General features: G+C 68.2%; 11 protein-coding genes and 3 pseudogenes. 5 read left to right on the top strand and 9 right to left on the bottom strand.

The window, feature by feature from the left end:
• Window positions 1-166: 166 nt before the first annotated feature.
• The gene (locus tag ACZ5C2_RS26125; protein ID WP_468795614.1) at window positions 167-1,078 is read right to left on the bottom strand and encodes an alpha/beta hydrolase family protein; all 912 of its coding nucleotides are present in this window, start codon (window positions 1,076-1,078) and stop codon (window positions 167-169) included.
• A gap of 102 nt (window positions 1,079-1,180) precedes the next feature.
• Here ACZ5C2_RS26125 and ACZ5C2_RS26130 point away from each other — a divergent pair, with 102 nt between their 5' ends.
• Window positions 1,181-1,750: a TetR/AcrR family transcriptional regulator gene (locus tag ACZ5C2_RS26130; RefSeq protein WP_468795617.1), complete on the top strand. Its 570-nt coding sequence runs from the start codon at window positions 1,181-1,183 to the stop codon at window positions 1,748-1,750.
• Window positions 1,751-1,753: 3 nt separating this feature from the next.
• Here ACZ5C2_RS26130 and ACZ5C2_RS26135 read toward each other — a convergent pair.
• The 3 genes and pseudogenes from ACZ5C2_RS26135 to ACZ5C2_RS26145 all read right to left on the bottom strand — a co-directional run.
• A pseudogene (locus ACZ5C2_RS26135) lies at window positions 1,754-1,885 on the bottom strand (RNA-guided endonuclease TnpB family protein); the annotation flags it as partial.
• Window positions 1,886-2,035: 150 nt separating this feature from the next.
• Window positions 2,036-2,410, bottom strand: coding sequence for a PIN domain-containing protein (locus ACZ5C2_RS26140; RefSeq protein ID WP_468795620.1), 375 nt, complete (start codon window positions 2,408-2,410; stop codon window positions 2,036-2,038).
• Window positions 2,407-2,658, bottom strand: coding sequence for a hypothetical protein (locus tag ACZ5C2_RS26145; RefSeq protein ID WP_468795623.1), 252 nt, complete (start codon window positions 2,656-2,658; stop codon window positions 2,407-2,409). Before ACZ5C2_RS26145 ends, ACZ5C2_RS26140 begins: the two co-directional genes overlap by 4 nt.
• A gap of 1,127 nt (window positions 2,659-3,785) precedes the next feature.
• On the opposite strand from ACZ5C2_RS26145, the gene ACZ5C2_RS26150 reads away from it, so the two are divergent.
• Window positions 3,786-4,010: a hypothetical protein gene (locus ACZ5C2_RS26150; protein ID WP_468795626.1), complete on the top strand. Its 225-nt coding sequence runs from the start codon at window positions 3,786-3,788 to the stop codon at window positions 4,008-4,010.
• Between the two features lie 31 nt (window positions 4,011-4,041).
• On the opposite strand, the gene ACZ5C2_RS26155 is transcribed toward ACZ5C2_RS26150, so the two are convergent.
• Entirely contained in the window at window positions 4,042-4,608 is a 567-nt protein-coding gene (locus ACZ5C2_RS26155; protein WP_468795629.1) for an SMI1/KNR4 family protein, read from the bottom strand.
• A 342-nt stretch (window positions 4,609-4,950) separates the two neighbouring features.
• On the opposite strand from ACZ5C2_RS26155, the gene ACZ5C2_RS26160 reads away from it, so the two are divergent.
• A complete protein-coding gene (locus tag ACZ5C2_RS26160) occupies window positions 4,951-5,244 on the top strand; it encodes a hypothetical protein (RefSeq protein WP_468795632.1) in 294 nt (97 codons plus the stop codon).
• Window positions 5,245-5,327: 83 nt separating this feature from the next.
• Here the strand turns inward: ACZ5C2_RS26160 and ACZ5C2_RS26165 are convergent, their stop codons facing one another.
• Window positions 5,328-7,535, bottom strand: coding sequence for an MMPL family transporter (locus ACZ5C2_RS26165; RefSeq protein ID WP_468795635.1), 2,208 nt, complete (start codon window positions 7,533-7,535; stop codon window positions 5,328-5,330).
• Between the two features lie 511 nt (window positions 7,536-8,046).
• Between ACZ5C2_RS26165 and ACZ5C2_RS26170 the strand changes: the two genes are divergently transcribed.
• On the top strand, window positions 8,047-8,661 hold the full coding sequence (locus tag ACZ5C2_RS26170) for a TetR/AcrR family transcriptional regulator (protein ID WP_468795638.1): 615 nt from the start codon (window positions 8,047-8,049) through the stop codon (window positions 8,659-8,661).
• Between the two features lie 939 nt (window positions 8,662-9,600).
• Here the strand turns inward: ACZ5C2_RS26170 and ACZ5C2_RS26175 are convergent.
• Window positions 9,601-9,765 (bottom strand): annotated as a pseudogene (locus ACZ5C2_RS26175) (IS630 family transposase); the annotation flags it as partial.
• Here ACZ5C2_RS26175 and ACZ5C2_RS26180 point away from each other — a divergent pair.
• On the top strand, window positions 9,761-10,129 hold the full coding sequence (locus ACZ5C2_RS26180; RefSeq protein ID WP_468795641.1) for a transposase: 369 nt from the start codon (window positions 9,761-9,763) through the stop codon (window positions 10,127-10,129). The pseudogene ACZ5C2_RS26175 and the gene ACZ5C2_RS26180 sit on opposite strands and share 5 nt — an antisense overlap.
• A 58-nt stretch (window positions 10,130-10,187) precedes the next feature.
• Here ACZ5C2_RS26180 and gntD read toward each other — a convergent pair whose 3' ends face one another.
• Window positions 10,188-11,219, bottom strand: a complete 1,032-nt coding sequence (gene gntD, locus ACZ5C2_RS26185; protein ID WP_468795644.1) for a guanitoxin biosynthesis L-enduracididine beta-hydroxylase GntD — start codon at window positions 11,217-11,219, stop codon at window positions 10,188-10,190.
• Between the two features lie 432 nt (window positions 11,220-11,651).
• Window positions 11,652-12,361: pseudogene (locus ACZ5C2_RS26190) on the bottom strand (transposase); the annotation flags it as partial.
• Window positions 12,362-12,406 lie beyond the last annotated feature (45 nt).

Here is a 12,406-nt window from a genome sequence, read left to right on the forward strand (position 1 = left end):
GGCGGGGAGAGCGTGATGACTGCTCCCTGTACCGCACCACCTCGGAGGACATCCTGGCCGGGCTGAGCCTGGACATGCCCGTCGAGGAGCACCTGGCGGAGTTGGTGCGGGGCCTGGAGGCCGCCGGCTGCTGACCGCCGAGTGTGCCCCGGCGGTCAGGCTGGACTCACTTGCTGGCGAGGCTCCACGTACCGTCGCTGCCTTCGGCGGTGCTGTTGAGGGCGGTCCACTCGGCGTCGTCTAGGCCGAGGGCTGCGCGGAGGTAGGCGGAGATCGCATCGGCTGTGAGGGCGACACGGGCGGGGTCCTCGTCGGTGGTCTCGGCGACCTTCTCGCCGGCGATTCCGCCCATGGTGTGCTCGGCCTCGGAGATGCTGAGCAGGCTCTTGGGCGCCGGGCTGAGGTGGTAGGCGTCGGTGAACCACTCCGGCCCGCGGGTGGAGAGCTGCGAGTCGTCCTTGCCGCCCGCGACGACCAGGGCCGGGGTGGTCATGGTGGAGAAGTCCGGCTTCATGAACGGAAGGTTCTCGGCGGCGAACGGGGTGAGGGTGTCGCCGGTTCCCGTCGCCCCGATCAGCGCGCCGGCCGAAACCGCGGAGTGGGAGAAGTCCTCTCCCGCAACACCCTCGGCGTCCAGCACGCGCGCACCGAGGAGGGCGCCCGCGGTCTGGGCGCCCCAGGAGTGGCCGACCACGGCAGTGCGCTCACGGTCGGCGCGGGTCTCCAGGCCGGCCTGGGCCAGGACGTCTGCGAGGTGGTCGAGGATTGCGTGCAGGTCGGTGATCCGCACGCGCCAGATGGTGGCGAAACGCGGATCGTCCCAGGCGATGGCGTTGCGCCGGGAGTCCAGGTGGGTGGGCTGCACCACGACGAATCCGGCGGTGGCCCACCGGTCGACGAGGGGCTCGTACCCGTCCAGTGACCACGCGTTCCCATGGGAGAAAAGGATCACAGGCAGGTTCTGGCCCGACCGGGGTGCGGTGACCTTTACCTGAAGGTCGATGCCGCGCCCGGGCGAGGGAACAACGATGGGCTTGACCGAGACGATCTGCTGGCTGAGGGAGTGGGACGAGGACATGAGGGTCCTGCACTTTCTATGGGTACCGGGATGCCATAATTTGACGGAGCGTCGTTCCGCCAAACTAGCGGAACATTGTTCCGCGAGCAATGGGAGGCATCCGTGCCAGAGTCGGTCGGGATGCGCCAGGCACAGGCTCAGCGCACCCGCAGTAGCGTGCTGGAGGCCGCTGCGGCAGTCTTCGTGGACCGAGGCATCCAGGCACCCGTCCGCGACATCGCCGAACGTGCCGGCGTCGGTGTCGGCACGGTCTACCGAAACTTCCCGACCCGCGCGGATCTCGTCACTGCCGTCTACCGGCACCAGATCGACGCCTGCACCGCTCTCGCGCCCCGACTTCTTGAGGAATCCACCTCGCCGTTCACCGCTCTGGCCCTGTGGACGGACGCGTTCGTGGACTTCCTGGTGACCAAGCACGGCCTCGGCGCGGCGCTGGGGTCCGGTGACCCAGGACTGGAGAACCTCCACACCCTCATGCTCGACACCCTGGTCCCGGCCTGCGCGTCATTGCTGGACGCCTGCGCCGCCACCGAGGAACTTCGCCCCGGTGTCGCCGCCTACACGCTCCTGCGCGCCATCGGAAACCTCTGCATCACCGGCCCCGACTACGGCCAGGCTGATGCCAAGGGCATGGTCGCCCTCCTTCTCGCCGGATGCCGCAGCAAGGTATGACAGCTGCTGAGCCCTGGCGAGGCGTGCGCGGTCACGGCGCCCGTGCCGGGAGTTGGCGGTCTTCTCCCCGGTCGAGAGAGTCAGCAGGTGGTCGAGCCCGACATCGACACCAATGGCCGCGCCAGTGGCGGTCAGTGACTCAGTGACTGGACAGACGGGTCTTCACACAGCCGCGACAGACCCTGCGGAGACATGGGTGGTCACGGACTCGAGTCCGTGGCCGCCCTTCTCCACCACTGACAGGTATCCGGCCTTCGCATAGGCTCGGCCATCGCGCCAGCGTGGTCAGGTGGGGTTGAGCGGAGTGATGCCGGTGTCCGCGTACAGCTCGGGTTCCAGCGACAGGACCGTGAGCGGATCTCCCGCCTTCACCGCGTGCCAGGCGATCGCGGCGGCATGGGCCACCGGCCAGTCCACGTTCGTCCAGTCCGTCGCGTCCACCGCATGAGCTGCGGTGAACGGAATACTCTCCGCGAACCGCAGGGATGCCGCATGCCTGCCCGCGCCCGCGACCTGCCGTTCGGCAGCGAGCACGGAAAGGGAGGGGATGATGACACGGCCGGTGCCGCGTGAAGCCTCGATGTAGAGGCCCGTGAAAAAGGGGTCCGCGCGATACAGGGCCGCCAGTGCGGTGTGGTCCAGGACGGCCGCCAGAATCATGCGGCGCCGCCCTGATGGGCACGGATCTTCGCCCAGGCGTTCTGGCCGACCTGCTGGACCTGGTCGGTGTACTGGATGCCGAGCTCATGGGCGGCCTGAACAGCACGCTGCTCCCGCTCGGCCTCCGTGAGCTCGCGGGTGGCGAGCTCTTCCAGCAGCTCGGTGATGGTGGTGCCGCGCTCGTCGGCGAGGATACGCAGCCGGTCGCGCACACCCTCGCTCGTCTTGATGCTCGTCGGCTTGCTCATGACATCGATTCTACCACCGGTAGAATCGATGGGTACCTAGTTCCTTGGGTACCTGTTCCGCCCGGCAGCAGGGACCAAAATGAGCCCGCGCATGCGATGCCCAGCCCTCCGGGGCTATGCAGCGAACGCGAACGGTCGCACTCGGCGGGTTTTCCCCCCAGCGGCGGTCAAGGTGGCCTCCCCGGTCAGCGTGGTGCAGACGCGGGCCCGGCTCCTCTGCGCCGTCCCTACCAAGGCTGGCTCCAGCAACAGCCGCTCCTTCGTGGCCCGGGGCGCCCGCAGCGGACCAGGGGCCAGCACTCGAACCTGGTGCGGCTGCGCATCCGTGGTCGTGACGAGGATCAGCTCACCGCCGTCGTAGGCGTGCCGCAGAGGAGAGCTCCCTGCGCGCGGGTGTCCAAGGTGGGGGTCGCGTGCGTCCTATGCCAAGAAGGTCCCGGAGGCGGGGGACGCGGTCGTCATCCGTACCGCACTTCACGTCCTCGTCCTCCCCCACGGCACAGGGTACGGCGAGTGCGCAGAAGCTCGTGAAGACAGGGCTGCGGCCCGCGGTGTCATCTGCCGGATGGACCTGGATACCTCCTGTGCCGTCAAGGCGTTCGCGGACCCGCAGGACCGGCACTGCCGCCCGGCGCGCCGACGCGGCCCGGCATCTGGCCACCACCCAGCGAGTCTCCGGGCAGCCCGGCTGCCAGAACCGACATCTGTCAGCCGAGGGCGTCGTACGCTCGGCGGCCGGACGCCGCTGTCCGTCCTCCAGCACGCTGACCGTGCTGGAGGACGGGACACTCTTGGGGAAGAGGACGACGTCGACGGTGCGGGAGGCGTCGAGGCACACCCGTACGGACTCCGCCTCCAGCTCACCACTTCGCCTTCGGCGGCGGTGGCGCGTGCCGCTCGCTGCTCGCTGCTCGCTGCTCGTCCACGCGTACTGCGCTGATCCCGAAGGTGACCGCCGTACCGGATAGGGCGCACAACACCTCCCCGGCGGGCGTGAGCAGGATGACTCCGCAGCGGCAGATGGGGCCGCGGTACCGGGTGAACGTCGCTACAGTGCACCGGCTGCGAACTGCGGGAGCGGTGCACCAGGGCCAAGGGCGATCGCATTGTCACGATCCGCCCCCACCATGACCTGCTTGCTGGCCGAGGCCCACCGCCAGGCTGCCACCGACACCGACTGGCAGGACACCTACCGCGGCCGGCGGCCACCGGTTGTACGGGCTGTCGCCTGGCTCATCCGCACAACGCCCTGGCTCCACAACCGGGCCGCCGTCCTCAATCTCCGCCGTCTACTCAACCTCGGCCTCACCCACACCCACAACACTCGGCACCTCGGCCTGGCCACCGAATGACCGGAAGGGCTGCCCCTCACCAAGATCTTCCTCAGTCGTCCAGGGAGCTCACTGCTTCCCGCGCCATGGCGGTGAAGTCGTGGTAAGGCTCGGGGTCGTCACCGTCGCCGGGCCACCACTCATACGCGGTCCACTCGCCGTTTTCCCCGATACTGTCGGCGTGCAGCAGCCAGTAGCATCCGCTACCGCCGTCGTCGTCGCCGATCAGCAGGCAGCGTTTGAGCATGGGGACATGCTCCCCGAAGGCTTCTGACTCCGACCACACTTCCATGAGTTCAGCTTCCAGGTCGGCGAACCAGCCGATGTCCCCGACCTGGAAAAGGTCGACGAACCCGATGTCCTGCCAGCCGTCGCTGACCTGGAGGAAGTTGCGGTACGAGGGAGGAAGCCTCACCCCGAGCCGCTCCTCGGCGGCCACGATCGCTTCCTCGCCAGCCGGTTCGGCACCGGCCCACCCGGCCTCCAGCCGCTCCTCACTGATGACCTGCCGACCATCCTCGATGGCCTCACGGACCTCGTCCGAGTTGATGTGCCTGGCGTTGTAGTCGGTGAGGAACGCGCGCCATTCCGCGACCGTCATGGCCGAAGGGGTCGTCATACTCAACTCCGGTAATTCGTATGGTAGGTCTCGGACAGCCTCACACAACCCACTGACAGTCGAAGCTGTATATGTGCCGACGATCCGGGCTGTCGAGCCGACCTTCCGGACACAGCACCACCGGGTCCCATACTGCCCAACGATCATTGGGCAAATGTTGCCGCTTCCTTGCCCGGCCCTCCTGCACCGCACGACCGGCCGCCTCGCCTGCGGCAGAGCCGGTGTCAGCGGCCCGGCGGCCGGCACACGCGACATGCGGGTGTCCGGAACGGAGCCGGGCAGGGCGTCATACCGCAGGGCCACCTGACCGCTGCCGGGCGGCCACCGACGGTCGCAGAAGGCGTGGTCGCCGCCGGACACGCCGATGTCACCGGACTGACCAGCGCGTACTCCACCGTGTCGCAACCGCTCCGGGCACGCGGCCCGGTCATGACCCGGGGCCGGATCGCCGCCGACCTCGCGGTGACGGTGGCGGACAGCGGCGAGGCGACCGCGAACCCGACTGTCCTTCGCGACCAGGGCGATGTGTCCGCGCTGAGCACGACCACGGCGATGACTACAGCAGGTGGCCTCGAAACCGACTGCCTGGCGGCTGCCGGCCGCCGTCGACGAACCGCCTGCGCCCGGCCCGAGTAGAACCGGCAGCCAGTCGTCCCGGCAGGCGAAGGCCCCGGTGGCCTGGGGGTGGATTCCAGGGCACCGGGGCCGCACGGGCAGGGTCAGACTCCGGCCGTCTCCGGTTCGCGCGCTGCCGGCACCGTGTCGCTCAGCTCCACGTCGAGCTTTTCGCCTTCGACGTCGACGTTCGGCAGGACGCGGTCCAGCCACGTGGGCAGCCACCACGCCTTGGCGCCGAGCAGGGCGAGTACCGCGGGCACGATGGCCATGCGCACCACGAAGGCATCGAAGAGAATCGCGATCGCAAGGCCGAAGCCCATCGTCTTGATGATGGCGTCGTTCTCCATGATGAAGCCGGAGAAGACGCTGATCATGATGATCGCAGCCGCCGCGACGACCCGGCCGCCGTGGGTGAAGCCAATGACAATGGACTCGGCGGCGGACGAGCCATGCACGTGGGCTTCCCGCATGCGTGTCACAAGGAAGACCTCGTAGTCCATGGCGAGGCCGAAGACCACGCCGATCATGAAGATGGGCATCATCGACATGATCGGGCCCGGCTGGTCCACCCCGAAGACATCCGCGAGCCATCCCCACTGGAACACCGCGACCACCGCGCCGAGCGCCGCGGTCACCGAGAGCAGGAAACCGAGGGCCGCCTTCAGCGGGACCAGAACCGACCGGAACACCAGCATCAGGAGCAGGAAAGCCAGCCCGACGATCAGCGCCAGGTACGGGACGAGCGCGTCGTCCAAGGTCTGCGAGAAGTCGATGGTCAATGCGGTCGCGCCGGTGACCAGCATGCTCGCGCCGGTGTCCGCCTTGATGTCACTGGACAACGAACGGATGTCGTGCACCAGGGACTCGGTGGCCGCGTCACTCGGGCCGGTCCTGGGCACAACGGTGAGGATGGCGGTGTCGCCCGCCTTGTTGAAGTCGGCCGGGGTGACAGCCTCGGCCTTGCCCAGTCCGGTGATCTTCTTGCCGACGGCGTCGGCCGCGGCCTTCGGGTCGTCGACGCCCCGCGCGTCCACGGTGACCAGAAGCGGGCCGTTGAATCCGGCACCGAAGGATTCGGACAGCAAGTCGTAGGCCTTGCGCTGTGTGGTGTCGGGGGCCGAACTGCCCTCGTCGGGCAGGCCCAGTTCCATATCGGCAGTCGGCACGGCAGCTAGGCCGAGGCCGAGACCCGCGATCAGCAGCACGGTCACCGGGCGCCGCAGTACGAAACGGGCCCAGCGGGTGCCCAGCCTGGGCTTGGCGGCCACCCGCGCCACCGCGGGCGTTTGGCGGTCCTTGCGGCTGAGTGCCCGCTTGCCGGCGAAGCCGAGCAGTGCCGGGGTGAGGGTGAGCGCGATCAGCACGGCGATACCGACCGTGCCCGCGGCGGCCAGGCCCATCTTGGTGAGGATCGGGATGTTGACCACCGCGAGGCCGGCCAGGGCCACGACGACGGTGAGTCCGGCGAAGACGACCGCGGAACCCGCGGTACCGACCGCGCGTCCCACGGCCTCCTCCGGACTGCGGCCCTCCGCAATCTCCGCCCGGTAGCGCGAGACGATGAACAACGCGTAGTCGATGGCGACCGCGAGACCGATCATCGTGGCAAGGGTCGAGGTCGTGGCGGACAGTTCCAACGTGCTGCCGAGCGCCCCGATGACGGAGATGCCGATACCGACCCCCGTGATCGCCGACAGCAGCGGCATACCGGCCGCGACCAGTGAACCGAAGGTCAGCAGCAGTACGACCGCGGCGACGCCGAGGCCTATCAGCTCGGCGGTGCCGCCCAGTGCCTGTTCGGCCACGACCGCGTCGCCGCCGGTCTCGACGGTGAATCCGCCGTCGCGCGCTTCGTCAGTGGCGGCGCTGAGCACGTTGCGGGCCTGGTCGGTCAGCTCCATGGCGTTGACCTTGTAGGTCACGGACGCGTACGCGGTCGTGCCGTCCGAACTGACGGCATCCGCCTCGAACGGGTCGGTGACCGAGGCGATCTGAGGGCTGGTTTCCAAGGCCGCGACCAGTTCCCCGACCTGAGCCTTGCCGGCGGGGTCGGATATCTTCCCGCCCTCGGGGGAACGGATCACGACCCGTGCCGTGGCGCCCTCGGCACTGGCAGCCGGGAACTGCTCGTCGAGCAGGTCGAATGCCTCCTGCGATTCGGTGCCGGGCATCGAGAAGGAGTCTTCAGGGGGCGCGGGAGCAGTGGACGCGGCAACACCGGCGCCCACGAGGACAGCCACCCACAGCAGGACGACGAGGCCGCGGCGTCGGAACGCCCGCCGGCCGAGTCGATAGAGAAAAGTAGCCACCTGAGACCAATCCGTCGGGTTACGGGCAGAAAGGAAACCCGGCACATGAGGGAAAGCAGAAGCGCTGACCGGGGTACCCCTCCATGCTCGCCCCGGGTTTCCCGCGTCTGATCCGACTCTGGGTCTGGACTGGCGTACTGCGTCGGGTGTAGGGCGCCGCTCGCACCCCTGCCCCGCGGTCGTAGATCACGACAATGGGTGTAAGCCACATTCCGTTGCTGTCGGCATCTGATGTGCATCGGCCGGCCACGGGCGTGGTGCCACCGTGATTGCACGGCGGACGATCCAGGAGCTTGGGAGCAGGTCAGACTGTCATGAGCCACATAAATACTCACCGGAAGCGGAGCACGCGGCGGCATGCGGACATCTGCGGGCGCGGGCAAGGAAATCGCGGATATCGCTGATCAGTAAGACATCGGTGGCCACGCCATGGCCGGGGAGGACGATGTGGGGCCGGAGTGCGACGCGATCGTCCAGGACGCCGATCGAGCGTTCTGGGGCAGAATGAGCCATGGCCAGAAAGCAGTATCACCATGGAGATCTGCGCGGGGCCCTGCTCGACGCTGCCGAGGCGCTGGTCCGCGAACAGGGAGACACGGGCTGGTCGCTGCGCGAAGCGTCGGCCCGGGTCGGTGTGAGTCCGAGCGCTGCTTACCATCACTTCGCCTCGCGCGACGCACTCGTGCGCGCCCTGTCCGAACGCGTACTCGCCCAGCTCGGCACACGCATGTCCGCCGCAGCAGCAGAGGCGGTCGATGGGGAGGCCGGCGAACTGCAGAGCATCATCGCGGCAAGTTGCGCCTACGTCCGCTGGGTCATGGAGGCTCCCGCCGTCGCAAAGCTGGCCTTCGGTCTCGGTGCCCGGGATCACGACATGGCCTGTTCACCGCACCCGCATGACGTGATCGAAGTGGAACTCGACCGGCTCATCGACGCCGGAGTCCTGAACAGCGCGGTGCGCGACGGTGCCGAATTGGCCGTCTGGGCAGCCGTTCACGGCCTCGGAACCCTCCTCGCCGACAGGCTGATGATGCTCGCCGGTCCCGAGGCTGCTGACCTGCAGACAGAACGTCTCCTTCGAGCCGTCATCGCCGGTCTGGCACAGGGAGTAACAACTGCTGCGTGAACCATCAGCGCATCTCAGAAGCCGGGGAGTGCCCGGGCCTCGGCAGGTGCGGCGGCCGCGTACCGTCGGATCCGGCTACGTCTCCCCCGGTCGGCGCGGCAAGGCGTCCGGCGGCATGGCAGCGCGGAAGTCGCGATTGCCGGAGGAGTAGTTCCGCATCACACGCAGCGCGGAATTCGCAAACGCCGAGATGTTACTGCTGGAGCGCATCTCCTGAGGCACGCGCCCCCGCAGCTGTCATCAGCCGAGTCGGCGCCGGACAGGCACGCCCACGAGCATCCTGGCTCTCTCCTTGAGCGTGTCAGCCCGGGACAGCTTCTCACCACGAGACGGGCACATGTACTGTCCCGGCGAGCCACCCTCACCGGCGCCCAGGCCACGGTACTCGGGCCGAGCGACTTCCAGCACGGCGTCCCCCGATCGCCTTCCACGTATCCCCCTGCTCGCGCCGACCACTCGGCCCCGGGCTCGCAGCCGACCGGTTCTGGGGTCCAGGTCAGCCACATCCCCCGCATCCTCATACGGGTCCGATCCACCGATATGAGCCGAAGCCGCGTCGCTCAACGGGGCAAGTACATCTGGTCAAGGCTTCCCTGTGGGTGACCGGACGGGGCGATGCGGCGCCGACGGGGGGCGGCGCCGCATCGTGGTGCAGCGTATCCGACAAACATGATGGATGATCAACTGGGACATGGGCAACGAAGGTTGTGCCTCACATCGACCAGTGGCGACACTCCTGCTGCAGCCCGGGCACTGGGGCACCGGGGTTTGGCGCACGCTGCCAGTCACGCTCCAGTTCGGGGCGGCGGGGCTGGTTCGTCTCGAAGCGCGCGTTTCCGCGGGCTGAACGCCGCTCGTCCGGAGTACGCATCAGGCATCCGGGCCCGGGAGGCGGCGGCTGAAGCCGTGGCGGTAGGTGGTCGGCTGTATTGGGCCTGGCACGGTCCATCGCTGGTCCTCCCAGCCGTGCGCGGCCGGCCCCTTGGCCAGCTCTGCCTCCAGTTGGGCGAACTGCTTCTCGCTCAGCCGGCAGTGACGCCGGCCCCTGTGACCGCAGAGCCCGCGGGCCGCCTCGTCCCACATCTGCCGCCATCGCTGCATGGCCCATGCCGGCGGGCACACCGTCGGCAATGCGATCTTTCATTCGCACCGCGGGTCGCGGTATACGTCCCGCCAATTCCGGGTCACACTGGCGGAGTCGGACATCAGGCAGAGCGTCGGCCGAACCGGGTCGTGTTTCGGCAATGCAGCGGCGGAGAGCTTCTTCGCCGTCCTCAAGGCCGAGATCGGAACAACGGTCTGGGAGACAAGGACCCAGGCTCGGCAGGACGTTTTCCGATGGATCGCGGAACATTACAACCGGGAGCGGCTCCACTCGACCATCGGCTACATCACGCCGTACGAGGCGAGAACCCGCTACCGGCAACGACTCGACCTAGCGGCACAAAGCGGAAGTGTCAGTATTTGAAAGGTCATTGCAGTGGCTGCCCGGGGAGGCCAAGCCTTCGACAGCGTCCGGACAACGTTCAGTGAACGACGCGGTCCAGGGCGTTCGCTCGGAGCGCGCGGCTCTTCCGCAGATCGCGGACGACGAAGGCACGCTTGAGCCACCGGTCGGTACCGTCCATCCGACCGGTAATCTCCCGACGGCAGTACACCGCCTTGAAGTTGTCGATGAACAGCAGGTCCCCCGGCTCCAGCACCATCACACGCAGGGCGTTGTTGACCGCATTCTTCAACCGGTCGAATGCCTTCTTCGCGTCGGTGTCGTCCCCGAAGTCGGCGATGTGGTTCGGGTGCACCCGCAGATAGGGACTGTCAGGGTCGCCGAAGAGCACCGGTACCCGTTCGGGTTGCTCGAGCATGTGCCGGATGCGGGCACGGCTACGGGCAATAACCTCGGGGAGTCCGCCCACCGGCTCCATCGCGGTGTCCGCGGGTCGGCCGGTGCCTCGGTTCGACGCGTCGGGAAGAAACGCATATGCCGGCCGGAAGAGGTGGTCGCGGGTCTCGGCATCGAGGTCCAGGTCATCGACGGAGGCGTAGGTGGTGGGTACGGCATCGTGGTTGCGGACGCAGAGTAGGGCCACGTAGTCCATCCGCTCGGGATGGAAGGCAGTCTCGGTGTGCCAAAGCGGGTCCGTGCTGGTGCCGAGTTGTCCTCCCTCGTTTCCGGCGACGGGCAGCACCTGGTGGATCATGCGCCCGTTCTGCTCGGTGGCCCAAGCGATGGTCTCCCCGAGCAGATGGGCGCAGAGCAGGAGGTAGATGTCCTCCCGCCGGGCGCGAGTGCGGGCACCGTCGTCGTCCCAGTGCGGTGGAGTTGCGCCCACGGCCGCGTCGTCGATCTTCCTGCCGCGTACGAGACAGATCGGCTGGTTCTCTTCCAGCCGGAACCGAACCAGTCCCTGCCGGAGCGAGGTGGGCAGTCTGTGAGCATGCACGGCGACGTCACCCAGGAAGTCTCCGCCCTCCAGGTCCCCGTAACGTACGTCGAGTTCCGAGACCAGAGCGTCAATCGCCGTTGCCTCGCCATCCGTTAATCGGATCTCACGCATGGATGACGTACTCCTCACAGTGGTGCGCCAGTGCCCGGCTCCGGGGCCACCCGCGCCCCATGGGTGGCCCCGGCCAAGGGGTCGCTTTCGGCGCTCGTTACCAGGTGTTGGACAGTTGGCTCACCCGGTGAGAACGCGTGACTCATACTGCCCGGCGACGATTGCGCAATCGTTGTCATTTCCTTGCGATGGCGTCCCACGGTGCCCGACAGCGTGCTCCCTCGAGCGCCACTCGGTCGACGGCCGGGACACATCCGGCGAACAGCAAGCTGAGGCCGGTGCGCTTCGCCGGTGGTCTCGACCTGGCAGCGCCACTGGCGACTGGAAATGGACCTGTTGAGTCACTACACCCCCTGATTGAGCGCGCTTCCCAGATGTGGGCGGGACCGCGCGCGGCAACGGAGGGAGGGTTCCGTGTGTCGGCCGCACGGCGAGTCGCCGGCGGCCGTCCACGGTCATCCGGCTCCCCGGGCCGTGGTCGAACGCCTCGCGTGCGGCTCGAACGGCCCGCAGCCGGGCCTGGCCGGTCAGGGCAAGCATGGGCATCCAGGCCAGCAGGTCGAGCGCGAGCTGGACGATCTCCATCCAGACCCTGTTCTGCGCGGCGTCATGCAGGGGCAGGTTCCGCAGGCCCGTCGCGCGGGCGGCCCGGATGCGGTCTTCGGCGCGGGCCCGGAGCCGGTGGCGGAGTTCGAGTTCGGCGATCGGACGATCGGGGGTGTTGGTGGCGAAGCAGGTGATCCTGTGGCCGTCCGCATCGGTGATTCTCAATTGCGCTCCGGGAGGGGTGCATTCCTTACGGACGATCAGCCGCATGCCCTTGGGCCGGCCGTCCAGCAGCTTGCCGGTGAGTTCGGCGGCCCAGGCCCCGCCACGGACCTGGCCGCCGGTCTCGACGGCCGGGGTCCAGGCAGATGCGGGGATCCACAGAACATGGTGGGCTATGGTCTCGGTGATGATCACGCCGACGGAGTAGGACAGCCGGCGTCCGCGTTTCGCCAGCCAGGCCACGAACTCGTGGGTGCCGCCGGCCGAGTCGCAGCGGATGAGTGTCTGCCGACCGCGCCGGTAGGTGGTGGGCAGTACGGTGGTGATGTGGCCGGCGCCGAGCCCGCGTTCCCGGGGCGGAGGAGGGCTGCGACTACGGCCGCCTCCGACTCTCACCCGGCTCGCGCCCACTCCCCGGG

Source organism: Streptomyces sp. NPDC031365, from assembly GCF_055569765.1.